This window comes from Variovorax sp. TLI9-5A, from assembly GCF_056867935.1.
In genome coordinates this window covers 517,931-531,595 of the sequence record NZ_CP200310.1, presented here as the reverse complement: position 1 = coordinate 531,595, position 13,665 = coordinate 517,931, and the positions used below count along the sequence as shown (strand labels likewise).

The window sequence follows — 13,665 nt, the reverse complement described above, 5'->3', positions numbered from 1 at the left end:
ACGACATGCTGAACTTCGAACTCCTCAAGACCGACCCCGACAGCCACGCGCGACGCGCCACGCTCACGCTCAACCACGGCAAGGTGCAGACGCCGATCTTCATGCCCGTGGGCACGTATGGCACCGTCAAGGGCGTGATGCCGCGCAGCCTCGAAGAGATGGGCGCGCAGATCATCCTTGGCAACACCTTCCACCTGTGGATGCGCCCTGGCCTCGACGTGATGGAAAGCTTCGGCGGTCTGCATCAGTTCGAGAAGTGGGACAAGCCCATCCTCACCGACTCGGGCGGCTTCCAGGTGTGGTCGCTGGGCGCGATGCGCAAGATCAGCGAGGAGGGCGTGAAGTTCGCCTCGCCGGTCAACGGCGACAAGCTGTTCCTCACGCCGGAGGTCTCGATGCAGATCCAGACCATCCTCAACAGCGACATCGTGATGCAGTTCGACGAGTGCACGCCCTACGACACCAAGGGCCACATCACGACCGAAGCCGAGGCGCGCGTCTCGATGGAGCTGAGCCTGCGCTGGGCGAAGCGCTGCCAGGCGGAATTCACCCGGCTGCAGAACCCGAACGCGCTCTTCGGCATCGTGCAGGGCGGCATGTTCGAGAACTTGCGCGAGGAGTCGCTCGCGGCGCTGGTCGACATGGACTTCCCCGGCTACGCCATCGGCGGCGTGAGCGTGGGCGAGCCCAAGGAAGAGATGCTGCACATCATGGGCCACACGCCGCACCGGCTGCCCGCGAACAAGCCGCGCTACCTGATGGGCGTGGGCACGCCCGAAGACCTGGTGCAGGGCGTGGCCGACGGCGTCGATATGTTCGACTGCGTGATGCCCACGCGCAATGCGCGCAACGGCACGCTCTTCACCCGCTTCGGCGACCTGAAGATGCGCAACGCGCGCCACAAGAGCGACCCGCAGCCCATCGACCCGAGCTGCACCTGCCATGCCTGTGCAGGCACCTCGGGCGTGAGCTGGAACGACGGCGGCCGCGAAGGCTTCAGCCGCGCCTACCTGCATCACCTCGACCGCTGCGGCGAGATGCTGGGGCCGATGCTCACCACCATCCACAACCTGCATTACTACCTGAACCTGATGCGCGAGATCCGCGAGGCGCTCGACGCGGGCACGTTCACGGAATTCCGCGCGCGCTTCAAGTCGGACCGGGCGCGAGGGGTCTGAAAAAGAAGCCGGCCGCTACTTCATCAGCGGCTGGATCGGCAGCGGCGTGGCGTAGGGCTCGATGCGCAGCGCATCGTTCCTGAACACCACGATCTGCTTGAGCGGCGCCTGCACCAGCGCGCCGCCCGCGTCCTTGTGAGATGCGTACTGCCACAGCGTGAGCTGGCCCTTGGCGGCGAGCTGCGTCGCCAGCCGCTCGACGGCAGGGCCCGAGCCCGCGCCGAGCATCGCGGCATCGGCACCGACGATCACCTCGTCGCGTGCAGAAACCACCTTGAAGAGCTGCACGCCCGACGCTGAAGCCTGCGCCCGCACGGAGCGCACCGCCAGCGCGGCGGGAACGAGCATCGCGAACGCAACGAGGGTGCGGCGGCGGGGAAGTGCTTGGGTCTTCATGGGAGCAAGCGTAGCCACGCACGTGCGCGCCGCCCATTCGCCGGAAGCCATACACCGGCCGGCCGCTATCCGCTACGCTTGCCGTCCGTCTCCACGCTGCTGCAGCCTCCCATGACCGACGCATCACCACCACTTTCGCCCTACACCGCCCGCTATCCCTCGCTGGCCGGACGCACCGTGTTCATCTCGGGCGGCGCCAGCGGCATCGGCGAATCGCTGGTGCGGGCCTTCCACGCGCAGGGCGCGAAGGTCGGCTTCTGCGATCTCGACACCGCCGCCGGCAACGCGCTCGCGGCGCAGCTGCAGGGCGAGCATCCAGCGCTCTTCGTGCCCTGCGACGTGACCGACACGGTCGCCCTCGCCGCCGCCATCGACGCGGTGCGCCAGCGTTTCGGGCCGGTCTCGGTGCTGCTGAACAACGCGGCCAACGACCGTCGCCACGAGATGGCCGACGTGACCGACGCGGACTTCGACCGCCTCGTGGCCGTCAACTTCAAGCACCAGTTCTTCGCCGCGCAGGCGGTGGCCGACGACATGCGCGCGCTGGGCGGCGGCTCGATCGTCAACTTCGGCTCCATCAGCTGGATGATCAAGGGCAAGGGCTACCCGGTGTACCAGGCCTGCAAGGCGGCGGCGCGCGGCCTCACGCGCTCGCTGGCGCGCGACCTCGGCAAGCAGAACATCCGCGTGAATTCGATCGTGCCGGGCTGGGTGATGACCGAGCGGCAGATCAAGCTGTGGGTGAAGCCCGAATCGGGCGCGGAGATCGATGCGGCCCAGTGCCTACCGGGGCGCGTGATGGCGGAGGACATCGCGGCGATGGCGCTCTTCCTGGCGGCCGACGACTCGCGCATGTGCACCGCGCAGGACTACGTGGTGGACGCGGGCTGGACCTGAAATAGTCTCGCCCCCAGGCTACGCGCACTTCGTGTCGCGCGCGCCTTCCCCCTACCGGGGGCAACACCTGAGGCCCGGCAAAGCCGGTTCCTCGGTGTTCTCGAAAAAATTTCCGAACAACTGTCTTGCTCAGTCTCGCAGTTCGGCAGGCACGGTGCCACCGTTGGCGGCCAGCTTGGTCATGACCTGGCGGTGCAGCCAGATGTTCATCTTGGCGCTGTCGCTGGTGTCTTCACCGTAGCTCAGCTCGGCGGCCAGCTGCTTGCGGGCTTCGAGGCTGCTGTCCAGGCCCAGCAGCTTCATCAGGTCGACGATGGAGGTGCGCCAGTTCAGGTTCTTCGAGCCCGGCATGGCGTCGAGCACGGCGGCCACGTCGCCCAGCGGAATGGCGGGCGGCGGCGCTGCCACGGCGGGCGCTGGTGCATCGGCTGGCGCCGCGGCGGCAGGTGCCGGGGCCTCAGCGGCCTTGGCGCCTGGGAAGATCTTGGAAAGGATGCTGCCGAAAATGCTCATGCTTGTGCTCCGTCGAAGGGTTGGCTGAAAGTCTGCGGCAACACTTGTGTCGCAGCCGGGGGGTTGTAGCACGGCCCCGCGGCATGTCCGCTACACGACGTGTCGAAGCACCCTCGGGCCGTGACCGAATTCGCAGACTACGCCTCTGCCGTCCCGAGGGCCGGCAGCACGCGATTCGCGGCCGAGGTGCCGCACGCATGGCAGAACTTCGAGAACGCGCTCTTGCGCGTGTCGCAGTTGCCGCAGTGATCGAACAGGCCGATGCCGCAGTGCGGGCAGAAGTCGATCTCGTTGTTCTTCAGGTCCACCGGCCGCTCGCAGCCGGGGCACACGCTCTTGGCGAGGCGCGCGAGCGCGGTGTCGTAGCTGAGCTCCTCGCGGCGCACGTTGTCGGGCTGCTGCTCGGCCAGCTTCTGGCGCGCAAGATAACGGTTGAGCGCGACGATGGCGTAGCGCCCCACCAGCACCGTGAGCACGATGCCCACCACGTAGCGCACGTAGCCGCCATAGCTCGGCAGATAGGGCACCAGTTCGACGAAGAAGGCGAAGAGCGCGAAGAAGATGAAGCCCCACACGAACGGCCAGTAGGTGCTCTTGCGTTTCTTCACGAAGAGCCAGCCCGCCACCACCAGCAGCGGCAGCGTGAGCGCCAGCCGGTAGGCGAACACGCGCAGCTCGATGCGGCGGTACTCAGCGTCCAGCTTGATCTGCGCGTCGCGCTCCAGCTCCGACAGCGCCGTGCGGGCACGCTGCTCGCCCTGGCGCGCATCGAGCGTGATCTTCTGCTGCGCGTTGACCTTGCGCTGCAGTTCCTCTTCCTTCTGCTTGAAGGCATCGAGCGCCCTGGTGCGCGCGATGAGCTCCGTGTCCTGGTCGGGCTGCGCGGTGGCGCGCCGCGTGGAGAGCCAGTTCGCGAAGGTTTCGCGCGCATTGCGGCTGGCCTGCTGCGCGGCGTTGAGCTGCAGCTGGATCTGGTCGAGCTCGCGCGCGGCCTCCAGCTCGGAGGTTTCGGCGTTCTTGATCACGGCACGCAGCGGCTCGGCCTTCTGCCTGTCGATGAAGTCGTCGATGCCGCGCACGCGCTCGACCTGCGGCAGGTCGCTCACCACCGTGCTGCCGAGCCCGATGAGGAAGCTCGCGAACACCAGCGCCACCAGCCAGAGGCCGCGGCGGAACCATTTTTCCGAAAGTCGCAATGACTTGCTCATGTTGTTTTCTCCTTGTTCTTTCTCACTGAAGCTTCAGTGTCACCGGTGCGGCGCCCAGGTCGGCGCGCGGCATCCACGCGAACACCGAATCGACCGTCACCGTCTCGATGCGGTCTGAAAAGCGCTTCTCGTTCGGATGATCGTCGAAGGCCACGTTGGCCGAACCCACGCGTCCGCCCAGCCGCGTGAGCGGGCCGAGCCTGAGCGTGGTGGGCTCGTAGCCCTTGAACTGCATCCATGCCTGCGCCTGCGCACGATTGGCAATGGTGGCGGGCTCCATGGCTGCGGCCATGGTCTCGACCGCCCACTGGTTCGATTGCTGGTACTTGCGGCCCCACGCATAGCTCACGATGCTGTAGGGCTCGATGTGCAGCCGCACGATGCGCGAGGGCGATTCGTTCAGGGCCGCCAGCAGCCGCGCCTGCACCTCGGGCGTGGGCACGACCCACGCGGCCTCGTAGCGCCACAGGTCGTCGAGGAAGAACTCGCCGAGCCCCTGGCGGTAGACCTCGGCGATGGCGGTGCTGCACTGGTTGAGCTTGTGCACCACACGCCACGGGCCGGCCTCGGTCTTGTAGGCGAAGCCCAGGTGCGAGTAGCGCAGGCCGTACTTGCTCAGGTCCTGCCCGGCGCGCGCGAGGATCACCACGCGCGCTCCGCTGGCGTCGAGCGCCTGCGAGGTGCGCTCGGCCAGCTGCATGCCCTTGGCGATCACGGCCGGCGTGGGCCTGAGCTGCTCGCAGGAGCGGCCGGCCTGCGCCTGCATCGGCAGCACCACCGCCGCGGCCGCGAGCATGAACGCGAGCAGCGGCGGCAGCGGCAATGCACGGTTCACGACAACCTCTCGTTGTGCAGCAGCGCGCGGCCGATGGCGTTGGGCACGAAGGCCAGCACCTCGCCGGCGGCCGACAGCACCACGCCCGAACCGATCACCGTGACGAGGACGCTGGCGCCCACCGCGTTCGCCGAGCTTTGGGCGACGCGGCCCGCGACCTTGATGCTCGCGCGCGCGCCGTCGGAGGCGCGCTCGAGCACGTACACCGTGCCATCGACCGAGGCTTCGACCGCGACCACGGTGAGCACCGAGCCGCCCACCGACAGCGCGGCGGGCAGCGCGACCGCCGTGGTGGCCGAGGCTCCAACGGCGGAGGCGCCGGCCACCACCGATGCCACCGGCATCAGCGAGAGCGCGGCGGAAGCCTCGCTCTGGGCCTGGGCTTGCAGGGGCACCGAGATGCCCGCGAAGGCGGTGCAGGCGGCGACGAGAACGGCGGCAATCGACTTCTTCATGATGGGCTTTCGTTGGTGGAACACGGGTTACTCGGCGGCGGCAGCTGCAGTTGCAGCAGCGGCGGCGGCTTCGGCGCGCGCCATGCGGCGGCCCTGAATGCGGGCTTCGGCCAGGTCGGCCTCGTGGCGGTCGCGCAGCGTCTTGGCCAGCGTGAAGGCCGAGCTGATGAGGAAGAGCCAGCTCACGCCCAGGAAGGCCTTGTAGGCCTCGTTGATCTCCATGCGCACGAGGCCCCAGCCGGTCAGGCCCATCGCAGTGAAGAAGCTGCCCCAGACGACCAGCTTCCACATCGGCACGTCGCGTGCCGACTCAGAGCCGCGCTCGGCGGCCTGCTGGCTGTCGCGCACGAACTTGGACAGCATGAAGGCGGTGCTCAGGCAGAACACGTAGCCCATCACCATGAACGCCCGGTCCAGCGCCTCGCCCGGCAGCCAGCTCAGGCCGGTGGCGCACAGGAAGACGGCGATCGCGAACGAAGCCCAGGCTTGGAACTGCCAGGCCCGCGTGTCGCGCTGGATGAAGACGGTCGTGGTCGATGAGAGGGGTTGCATGTGTGCCTCGCGGCGTAGTGAAGGTGAGCGAATGATGGTTCGCTCCCGCACCGCGAGGCTTGAATGCTTGCACCAGTGGCGGTTTCCAGCGCCACCGGTATCCGCAAGCGATACTTTTCGGGGACCTCAGGAGGCCAGCAGGGCGCTCACGCGCTGGCGCAGCGCGTCGGGCTGCACCTCGGCCGGCGGCACCGGGGCGCCGACGTTCAGTCCCACGCGGCTGAAGAAACCGCGGCGGAAGGGCTTGGCCATGGCCACCTGCTCGCCGCCGCGCAGCTCGATGCGGCTGAAGTACGAGCCCCAGAGGTTGGTCAGCGCCATCGGGATCACGGGCGGCTCCAGGCCTTCGGCGCGCGCGCTCTCCACGATCTTCATCACGCCGCCCTTGAAGGGCTGCAGCGTGCCGTCGCGCGTGATCGCACCCTCCGGGAAGATGGCAAGCAGGTCACCCTCGCGCAGCACGCCCAGCGCCTTGGCAAAGGCCGCTTCGTACGCTGCCGGGTCTTCCTTCTGCGGCGCGATGGGAATCGCCTTGGCCAGCTTGAACAGCCAGCCCAGCACCGGCACCTTGAAGATGCGGTGGTCCATGATGAAGCGGATCGGCCGCGGGCTCGCCGCCATCAGCAGCACCGCGTCGATGAAGCTCACGTGGTTGCACACCAGCACGGCCGCGCCCTCGGTGGGAATGTGCGTCTCGCCCTTGATGCCGAAGCGGTAGACGAAGCGCGACAGCACCCAGGCCACGAAGCGCAGCAAATACTCGGGCACCAGCATGAAGATGTAGAACGCCACCACCGCGTTGGCGATGCCGGTGAACAGAAAGATCTGCGGAATGGTGAAGCCCGCGCCCAGCAGCGCGCCCGCGATGACCGAGCTGCCGATCATGAACAGCGCATTGAGGATGTTGTTGGCCGCGATGATTCGCGCGCGGTGCGTGGGCTGGCTGCGCAGCTGGATCAGCGCGTACATCGGCACGCTGTAGAGCCCCGCGAAGAGCGACAGCAGCGCCAGATCGGCCATCACGCGCCAGTGCGCGGCCTGGTGCACGAAGGCGCCGATGCCCATGTCGTGCGTGGCGGGCGCGAGGCCGCGCGAGGCGAAGTACAGGTCGATCGCGAACACGCTCATGCCGATGGCGCCCAGCGGCACCAGGCCGATCTCCACCTGCCGGCGGCTGAGCGTCTCGCACAGCAGCGAGCCGACGCCGATGCCCACCGAGAACACCACCAGCAGCAGCGAGGCGACCTGCTCGTCGCCGTGCAGCACTTCCTTGGCGAAGCTCGGGAACTGGCTCAGGAACACCGCGCCGAAGAACCACATCCACGAAATGCCCAGCAGCGAGCGGAACACCACCACGTTCTGGTTCGCGAGCTTGAGGTTGCGCCAGGTCTCGCTGATCGGGTTCCAGTTGATGACCAGCCCCGGGTCGGTGGCCGGCGCCCTCGGAATGGCCTGCGCCACGCCCCGGCCCACCAGCGCCAGCAGCACGCAGCCCACGGCCACGCTCGTGTGGCCGACGTTCGGCAGGGCCACCAGCAGCCCGCCTGCCACCTGCCCCAGCAGGATGGCGACGAAGGTGCCCATCTCGACCATGCCGTTGCCGCCCGTGAGCTCGCGCGCGTCGAGCACCTGCGGCAGGTAGGCGAACTTGACCGGCCCGAACAGCGTGGAGTGCAGCCCCATGAGGAACACGCAGCCCAGCAGCACCACCGCGTTGGCCGTGACGAAGCCCCAAGCGGCGATCAGCATGATCGCGATCTCGAGGTTCTTGACGAAGCGGATCATCTTCGTCTTGTCGAACTTGTCGGTGAGCTGCCCGGAGGTGGCCGAGAACAGCAAAAAAGGCAGGATGAACAGCGCGCCGATCACCAGGCCCGCCATGGAAGGCGGCATCCAGCTCAGCTGGAGCTGGTAGGTCACCATGACGGTGAAGGCGAACTTGAAGAGGTTGTCGTTCGCGGCACCCGCGAACTGGGTCCAGAAGAAGGGCGCGAAGCGCCGCTGCCCGAGGAGCGCGAACTGGTTGGCGTGGGCGTTCTCCTCGTGAGCCACGGGCGTGGCTGCTTCTGCTGCGGCGGCGGGATTTGTCATTCGAAGAGTGCTCCTCATGCGGCCACGGCGGCGGCGCCCGGATTGTGCCGCAGCGCGGCTTCCCAGCGCATCTCCAGCTTGCGCAGCGCGATCACCACGGGCAGCCCGGCGAGCGAGGCCGTCAGGTGCTTGAGCGTGTGGCCCGACACCGTCTGCTGCGTGAACTCGTAGATCTGGTGGTCGGCCAGCTCGAAGCCCTTGGCCAGCACGTAGAAGAAGATGACCCAGCCCAGCTTCAGCCCCACCGACTTGCGCATCGGCGAGGCCAGCGCCAGCGTCACCACCAGCGCCATGCCGCCGAACTGCACCAGCGCCCAGGGCATGACGTTGCCGGTCTCCTGGAACACCTCGGCCGAGAGCAGCCCGGCCGTGAGCACGAACCAGGCGGCGGGCCAGCCGGCGCGCTGGCTCACCCGTTCGCACACCGCCACCCCGATCAGCCCGGCGAAGGCCACCGCCATGCCGGCGCGGTCGGCCGCCAGCCTCGGGCCGTCGGGCAGGAGGTGGAAGAAGGCGGAGCCGGCGGCGGTGGCGATCAGGCCGGCGAAGAACAGCCAGGCGCAGTCCAGCGTGTTGTCCGGCGGGTCGCTGGCGGGCGGGGCCAGCGGGAACTGCGACAGCGCCTCCTGGTGCGAGCGGTCGATGCGGTTGAGCCGGTACAGGCCCCACAGGCCGATCACCACGAAGGGGATGTTGCTCAGCACGTCCATCGCGTTGGGCAGCCCGTGCCAGGCGCGGTTGTCGGCGAACACCGAGGCGATGGCGACATCGGCGGCCGGCAGCTCGGGGCCGAAGAAGCCGATCAGGGCGAGCAGCAAAAAGGCGAAAAGCAGCCCGCGTTCGCGGCGGCTTAGAGAGGGCAGAAGCATGGCGGTCCTCGGTGGTGGTCTGAATTGGGGCGGAATTTAGGGTCCATACCCCTCCAGAGGCATCGAGAATCGATACGAGGCATTAATTCACACCTGGCGGTATCTCCAGTTGATACCTGCCGGCGCCCGTGTACGCTTCCGGCCCATGAGCACCACTGTCGATCTCGTCCAGGCCCTCAAGAACGAACTCAAAAGCGCGCGCATGACCTACGCCGACCTGGCGCGGTCGCTCGACATGGCCGAATCCAGCGTCAAGCGGATGCTGGCCAAGAGCGACATGCCGCTGTCCCGCGTGGACGCCATCTGCCGGGCGCTGAAGATCGATTTCGCCGAGCTGGCGCGCCGCGTGGCCGACGCCCAGCCGCTGCTGAAGGAGCTGACGCACGAGCAGGAAAAGGCGGTGGTCAAGGACAAGAAACTGCTGCTGGTGGCCATCAGCGTGCTGAGCCAGTGGACGCTGGAGCAGATCGTGGCCGCCTACCGCGTGAGCGAGGCCGAGTGCATCGGCTTCCTGGCCCAGCTGGACCGCATCGGCATCATCGAGCTGCGCCCGCTCAACCGGTATCGCCTGAAGCTCGCCAAGACCTTCCGCTGGCGCCCGCACGGCCCGGTGATGGAGTTCTTCCGCGAGAACGTGGTGCTCGACTACTACAAGGGCGGCTTCGACGGCCCGGCCGAGGGCCTGCTGCTGGTGCACGGCCAGATCAGCCGCTCGCTCGCGCCGGCCTTCCTGGAGCGCCTGCAGCGCGTGGCGCAGGACTTCGCGCAGCAGCACCAGACCGACCAGAAGCTGGCCGCCAAGGACCGCGAGGGCTACACGCTGCTGCTGGGGATGCGGAACTGGGAGTTCGAAGCCTTTACAAGGCTCCGTCGCGCCTGAGCCTCAGGGCTTGGCGGCTTCGAGCGTGTCGCGCATCGTGCGCGCGGCGCTCTTCGCGGCATCGGCGAAGTCATCGCCCGACGACGCGTAGATGATGGCGCGCGACGAGTTCACGACGATCGGCGCATCGGCGCGCCAGCCGGCGCGCACCGTGGCGACCGCGTCGCCGCCCTGGGCGCCGACGCCCGGAATCAGCAGCGGCACGGTCGGCGCGAGTTCGCGCACACGCTCGATTTCCGCCGGGTAGGTCGCGCCCACCACCAGCCCGAGCTGGCCGTTGAGGTTCCACGGGCCCTGCGCCAGCCTGGCGACGTGCTCGTACAGGAAGGGCTGCCCCTCCACGTCCGCCAGCCGCTGGCCCTGCAGGTCGGAACCGCCGGGGTTGCTGGTGCGGCACAGCAGGAAGGCGCCCTTGCCCTCGTGCTTGAGGTAGGGCGCCACCGAATCGAAACCCATGAAGGGCGAGAGCGTCACCGCGTCGGCGCCGTAGCGCTCGAAGGCTTCGAGGGCGTACTGCTCGGCGGTGGAGCCGATGTCGCCGCGCTTGGCATCGAGGATCACCGGCACGCCGGGCGTGTTGCGGCGCATGTGCTCCATCAGCTTCTCGAGCTGGGCTTCGGCGCGATGGGCGGCGAAGTAGGCGATCTGCGGCTTGAAGGCGATGACGAGGTCGGCCGTCGCGTCGACGATGCGGGCGCAGAAGTCATAGATGCGGCTGGCGTCGCCCTTGAACTGGCCCGGGAATCTGGCGGGCTCCGGATCGAGCCCCACGCAAAGCAAAGAACCGTTTTTTTGCTGTGCGGCGGCCAGCTTGTCGAGGAAAGTCATGGGCCGGGATTTTAGTTGGCCCGCCTCGAGGCCAGGTTCATGGCTCAGCTCGACGCCGGCGAGTGCTGTTCGGCGGCCAGGCAGAGGTCGGCCCAGGCACGGGCCTTGTCCGCCGGGTTGCGCAGCAAATAGGCCGGATGGTAGGTGGCGACCACCGAGGCACCATCGACGGAAGCCAGCGGCACGACGCGCCCGCGCAGCTTGCCCAGCGGGTCGCCGCTGCGCATCAGGCTCTGGGCCGCCAGCGGGCCCATGGCCAGCACGACGCGCGGGGCGATTGCCGCCGCGTGCTCGCCGAAGACTTCGTCCATGGCGCGCGGGCTGCCGGGCTGGCCGGCGGCCACGCCGCGGTGGGTGCGCATGAGGTGCACCGGCGTGCGGCCGTCGTGCAGCTTCAGGGCGCGCAGCATGTTGTCGAGCAGGCGTCCGGCGTCGCCCGCGAAGGGGTCGCCGTGGCGGCCGTCGGCCTCGGGCGGCATGTCGGCGACGACAAGCCAGCCGCCCTGCGTGGCATCGGCTGCGCCGGCATCGGCACCATCGACATAGAGGCGGCAGGGTGCCTCGACCAGAACGGCAGCACCCTGGGCGACCGGCGCGGCTGCCGGCCGAGGAACCGGTGCGGGCGCCACGGCAGGCCGCGCCACGGGCGGCGGCGCGGCCACCGGCATTTCGGCTTCCTGGCGCTCGTCGACGACGGTGATTTCCTCTTCGACCGGCGTGGCGGCTTCGGGCGCAGGGGCCACTTCGACCGCTTCGGCAGTCTCCGGCACCGGCCACCAGACTTTCACGCCCATCTCGTCGAGCATGGCGCGCTGGCGGGCGTCCAGCCTCAATGTCTGTACTGCAGCGTTCATCGCAGGCCTCCCCAGGCGGTGGGGCTTTCGTTCAGGCGCAGGCTCATGACGACCGCGTCCTCGCGCTTGCCGTCGTGCGCCGGGTAGTAGCCCTTGCGCACGCCGACGCTGCGGAAGCCCTGGCGCAGGTAGATGTCGAGCGCGCGCTGGTTGCTCTGGCGCACTTCGAGCCAGAGCCACTGCGCCCCCTCGGCGCGCGACCAGCCGCCCAACGCCTCGAGCATGAGCGGCGCCCAGCCCTGGCGCTGGAAGGCAGGCGCCACGGTGATGTTCAGCAGGTGCACCTCGTCGACGCCCTTCATGGCGACGAAGTAGCCGATCAGCGTCTCCCCCAGCTGCGTGACCGGCGAATTCACGCCAGGCGCCGCGCCGGGAGCCAGCAGGCACTGGCAGTGGTAGCCCACGGCCATGGAATCGGTGAAGTTGGCGCGCGTCCAGGGGTGGCTGTAGGCCGTCTGCTCGACCGCGCAGACGGCATCGATCCGCTCGACAGTGAGCGGTTCGAGGCGGGCTTCGACAGGCTGGAGGACGGCGCTCATGCGGGGTTGGCTGGCTAGCGTGCTGCTGCGGCCGCCTTGATGGCGGCGCGCTCTTCGGTGGTTTGCGCCACTTTATCGCGAACGTACAGCGGCCAGGCCTGCGCCGCCGGCACGGTGCGCCCGGCCGCGAGCAGCGCGGGCGCCAGCCGCAGCATGGCGGCGGCCATCGGCAGCGCCTCGTGGCGGGCGGCGGCCGGGGCCAGGCGGGGGCCGTAGGCGGCGAAGGCATTGCCGGCGAGCGCCCAGCCGGCGGGCACTTCGAGCTCCTCGGGGGCCAGCAGCAGCGGCTCCTCGCCGCCTTCGGGCTGGCCGAGCGGGCCGTGCGCCGCGAAATCGTAGCGCGCGGCGTAGACCTGTTCCATGCGCGCATCCAGCACCGCGACCACCTGCTGCGCGCCGAAGGCATGGCGCGCTTCCTCGGCCACGGCGAGCAGGGTGTCGACCGGCAGCAGCGGCACCTTGGCGCCGAAGGCCAGGCCCTGGGCCACCGAGCAGGCGGTGCGCAGTCCGGTGAAGGAGCCCGGGCCGCGTCCGAAGGCGATGGCGTCGAGTTCGGCCAGCGCGAGCCCGGCTTCGCCCAGCAGTTGCCGGATCAGCGGAAGAAGGGTGCTGGAGGCCTGCGCGCCGCCGGCGCCGTCGTGCGCCAGCAGCCTGTCGCCATGCAGCACGGCCACGGACAGGTGTTCGGTGCTGGTGTCGAAGGCGAGCAGCTTGGGCGAAACGGAAGACATCCGCCCGATTATCGAGGGCCGGGCAATCCCGAAGCCCGGCCTGCGATATCGGCACCGTCCTGCGGAAGCTCCGCGTTGTCGCTGCGCAGGATCGCCAGCCCCGTGCGGCGCAGCGACGCCAGCGCCCCGGCCGGCGCCTGCGGCGAGACCAGCAAGGTGCTGGCCGACGCCACCGGATTGACCACCCAGGCCGACGCCGCGCCAATCTTTTCCGACGAGGCCATCACCACCGTCTCGGCCGCAGAGGCCATCAGCGCGCGCTTGATCTCGGCTTCCTCCAGGTCGCCCGTGGTCAGCCCGGCCTCGGCATGCACGCCGGTGACGCCCATGAAGTAGGTGTCGGCGTGGACGCGCGCAATGGCCGCCATGGCCGCCGAGCCCACCGCCACGATCGAATGCCTGAAGAGGCGCCCGCCTATCAGCACCACCTCGATGCCCGCGTGCGAGGCCAGCTCCATCGCCACCGGCGGGCTGTGCGTGACCACCGTGGCCTGCAGGTTCAGCGGCAGGTGGCGCGCGAGCTGCACGGCGGTGGTGCCGCCGTCGATGAAAACCACCTGCCCCGGCTTCACCAGTCGCGCGGCGGCGCGGCCGATGGCCACTTTCTCGTCGGGCGCGAGCTGCTGGCGGCCCGCGAAGTCGGCCTCGGCCGCCGCCAGCGGCAGCGCGCCGCCATGCACCCGCTGCAGCAGGCCCTCGCCCGCGAGCTCGCGCAGGTCGCGGCGGATGGTGTCTTCCGACAGGCCGAGTTCTTCGCTGAGCGACTTGGCGACGACATTGCCGTCGCGCCGCAGGACCGAGAGGATGTGTTGCTTGCGCTGGCTGGTGAGCATCGGCCG

At 69.0% G+C, this 13,665-nt stretch carries 16 protein-coding genes; 3 read left to right on the top strand and 13 right to left on the bottom strand.

Annotation, left to right across the window (positions count from 1 at the left end):
- Positions 1-5: 5 nt before the first annotated feature.
- Positions 6-1,178 (top strand): tRNA guanosine(34) transglycosylase Tgt, encoded by a 1,173-nt coding sequence (gene tgt / locus AC1VNX_RS02570; protein ID WP_483155342.1) that lies wholly within the window; start codon positions 6-8, stop codon positions 1,176-1,178.
- A 15-nt stretch (positions 1,179-1,193) separates the two neighbouring features.
- On the opposite strand, the gene AC1VNX_RS02565 is transcribed toward tgt, so the two are convergent.
- Positions 1,194-1,574, bottom strand: coding sequence for a hypothetical protein (locus tag AC1VNX_RS02565; RefSeq protein ID WP_483155341.1), 381 nt, complete (start codon positions 1,572-1,574; stop codon positions 1,194-1,196).
- 111 nt (positions 1,575-1,685) lie between these two features.
- Between AC1VNX_RS02565 and AC1VNX_RS02560 the strand changes: the two genes are divergently transcribed.
- Positions 1,686-2,471 (top strand): SDR family NAD(P)-dependent oxidoreductase, encoded by a 786-nt coding sequence (locus tag AC1VNX_RS02560; RefSeq protein WP_483155340.1) that lies wholly within the window; start codon positions 1,686-1,688, stop codon positions 2,469-2,471.
- Positions 2,472-2,600: 129 nt separating this feature from the next.
- On the opposite strand, the gene AC1VNX_RS02555 is transcribed toward AC1VNX_RS02560, so the two are convergent.
- The 7 genes from AC1VNX_RS02555 to AC1VNX_RS02525 form a co-directional block, all read right to left on the bottom strand.
- Complete coding sequence (locus AC1VNX_RS02555) at positions 2,601-2,984, bottom strand: DUF3597 domain-containing protein (protein ID WP_301505557.1); 384 nt, start codon at positions 2,982-2,984, stop codon at positions 2,601-2,603.
- Positions 2,985-3,121: 137 nt separating this feature from the next.
- Entirely contained in the window at positions 3,122-4,192 is a 1,071-nt protein-coding gene (locus tag AC1VNX_RS02550; protein ID WP_483155339.1) for a serine endopeptidase, read from the bottom strand.
- Between the two features lie 22 nt (positions 4,193-4,214).
- On the bottom strand, positions 4,215-4,988 hold the full coding sequence (locus AC1VNX_RS02545) for a DUF2145 domain-containing protein (RefSeq protein WP_483161861.1): 774 nt from the start codon (positions 4,986-4,988) through the stop codon (positions 4,215-4,217).
- Positions 4,989-5,023: 35 nt separating this feature from the next.
- Positions 5,024-5,482: a hypothetical protein gene (locus AC1VNX_RS02540; RefSeq protein ID WP_483155338.1), complete on the bottom strand. Its 459-nt coding sequence runs from the start codon at positions 5,480-5,482 to the stop codon at positions 5,024-5,026.
- A gap of 27 nt (positions 5,483-5,509) precedes the next feature.
- Positions 5,510-6,034, bottom strand: a complete 525-nt coding sequence (locus AC1VNX_RS02535; protein ID WP_483155337.1) for a YiaA/YiaB family inner membrane protein — start codon at positions 6,032-6,034, stop codon at positions 5,510-5,512.
- A gap of 126 nt (positions 6,035-6,160) precedes the next feature.
- A complete protein-coding gene (locus tag AC1VNX_RS02530; protein WP_483155336.1) occupies positions 6,161-8,125 on the bottom strand; it encodes an MFS transporter in 1,965 nt (654 codons plus the stop codon).
- 14 nt (positions 8,126-8,139) lie between these two features.
- The gene (locus tag AC1VNX_RS02525) at positions 8,140-8,994 is read right to left on the bottom strand and encodes a hypothetical protein (RefSeq protein ID WP_483155335.1); all 855 of its coding nucleotides are present in this window, start codon (positions 8,992-8,994) and stop codon (positions 8,140-8,142) included.
- A 145-nt stretch (positions 8,995-9,139) separates the two neighbouring features.
- Here AC1VNX_RS02525 and AC1VNX_RS02520 point away from each other — a divergent pair, with 145 nt between their 5' ends.
- Positions 9,140-9,874, top strand: coding sequence for a helix-turn-helix domain-containing protein (locus AC1VNX_RS02520; protein WP_125950470.1), 735 nt, complete (start codon positions 9,140-9,142; stop codon positions 9,872-9,874).
- Positions 9,875-9,877: 3 nt separating this feature from the next.
- Here the strand turns inward: AC1VNX_RS02520 and pyrF are convergent, their stop codons facing one another.
- Genes pyrF through AC1VNX_RS02495 form a run of 5 tightly spaced genes read right to left on the bottom strand, consistent with a single transcriptional unit; the run spans position 9,878 to position 13,659 of the window.
- Positions 9,878-10,702 carry an orotidine-5'-phosphate decarboxylase gene (gene pyrF / locus AC1VNX_RS02515; RefSeq protein ID WP_483155334.1) on the bottom strand — a complete coding sequence of 275 codons (825 nt, stop codon included), beginning with the start codon at positions 10,700-10,702 and terminating at the stop codon, positions 9,878-9,880.
- A gap of 44 nt (positions 10,703-10,746) precedes the next feature.
- Positions 10,747-11,556: a uracil-DNA glycosylase family protein gene (locus AC1VNX_RS02510; RefSeq protein WP_483155333.1), complete on the bottom strand. Its 810-nt coding sequence runs from the start codon at positions 11,554-11,556 to the stop codon at positions 10,747-10,749.
- Positions 11,553-12,095, bottom strand: coding sequence for a ribosomal protein S18-alanine N-acetyltransferase (rimI, locus tag AC1VNX_RS02505; RefSeq protein ID WP_483155332.1), 543 nt, complete (start codon positions 12,093-12,095; stop codon positions 11,553-11,555). Before rimI ends, AC1VNX_RS02510 begins: the two co-directional genes overlap by 4 nt.
- A 14-nt stretch (positions 12,096-12,109) precedes the next feature.
- Positions 12,110-12,826, bottom strand: a complete 717-nt coding sequence (gene tsaB, locus AC1VNX_RS02500) for a tRNA (adenosine(37)-N6)-threonylcarbamoyltransferase complex dimerization subunit type 1 TsaB (protein ID WP_483155331.1) — start codon at positions 12,824-12,826, stop codon at positions 12,110-12,112.
- Positions 12,827-12,834: 8 nt separating this feature from the next.
- The gene (locus AC1VNX_RS02495; RefSeq protein WP_483155330.1) at positions 12,835-13,659 is read right to left on the bottom strand and encodes a DeoR/GlpR family DNA-binding transcription regulator; all 825 of its coding nucleotides are present in this window, start codon (positions 13,657-13,659) and stop codon (positions 12,835-12,837) included.
- Positions 13,660-13,665 lie beyond the last annotated feature (6 nt).

Bases quoted from the DNA above. Each gene is read 5' to 3' on its own strand.
- AC1VNX_RS02520 (WP_125950470.1), top strand. From the start codon at position 9,140: ATGAGCACCACTGTCGATCTCGTCCAGGCCCTCAAGAACGAACTCAAA.
- AC1VNX_RS02535 (WP_483155337.1), bottom strand. From the start codon at position 6,034: ATGCAACCCCTCTCATCGACCACGACCGTCTTCATCCAGCGCGACACG.
- AC1VNX_RS02525 (WP_483155335.1), bottom strand. From the start codon at position 8,994: ATGCTTCTGCCCTCTCTAAGCCGCCGCGAACGCGGGCTGCTTTTCGCC.
- AC1VNX_RS02565 (WP_483155341.1), bottom strand. From the start codon at position 1,574: ATGAAGACCCAAGCACTTCCCCGCCGCCGCACCCTCGTTGCGTTCGCG.
- AC1VNX_RS02530 (WP_483155336.1), bottom strand. From the start codon at position 8,125: ATGACAAATCCCGCCGCCGCAGCAGAAGCAGCCACGCCCGTGGCTCAC.
- AC1VNX_RS02495 (WP_483155330.1), bottom strand. From the start codon at position 13,659: ATGCTCACCAGCCAGCGCAAGCAACACATCCTCTCGGTCCTGCGGCGC.
- AC1VNX_RS02560 (WP_483155340.1), top strand. From the start codon at position 1,686: ATGACCGACGCATCACCACCACTTTCGCCCTACACCGCCCGCTATCCC.
- AC1VNX_RS02555 (WP_301505557.1), bottom strand. From the start codon at position 2,984: ATGAGCATTTTCGGCAGCATCCTTTCCAAGATCTTCCCAGGCGCCAAG.
- rimI (WP_483155332.1), bottom strand. From the start codon at position 12,095: ATGAGCGCCGTCCTCCAGCCTGTCGAAGCCCGCCTCGAACCGCTCACT.
- AC1VNX_RS02545 (WP_483161861.1), bottom strand. From the start codon at position 4,988: ATGCTCGCGGCCGCGGCGGTGGTGCTGCCGATGCAGGCGCAGGCCGGC.
- AC1VNX_RS02540 (WP_483155338.1), bottom strand. From the start codon at position 5,482: ATGAAGAAGTCGATTGCCGCCGTTCTCGTCGCCGCCTGCACCGCCTTC.
- tsaB (WP_483155331.1), bottom strand. From the start codon at position 12,826: ATGTCTTCCGTTTCGCCCAAGCTGCTCGCCTTCGACACCAGCACCGAA.
- pyrF (WP_483155334.1), bottom strand. From the start codon at position 10,702: ATGACTTTCCTCGACAAGCTGGCCGCCGCACAGCAAAAAAACGGTTCT.
- tgt (WP_483155342.1), top strand. From the start codon at position 6: ATGCTGAACTTCGAACTCCTCAAGACCGACCCCGACAGCCACGCGCGA.
- AC1VNX_RS02550 (WP_483155339.1), bottom strand. From the start codon at position 4,192: ATGAGCAAGTCATTGCGACTTTCGGAAAAATGGTTCCGCCGCGGCCTC.
- AC1VNX_RS02510 (WP_483155333.1), bottom strand. From the start codon at position 11,556: ATGAACGCTGCAGTACAGACATTGAGGCTGGACGCCCGCCAGCGCGCC.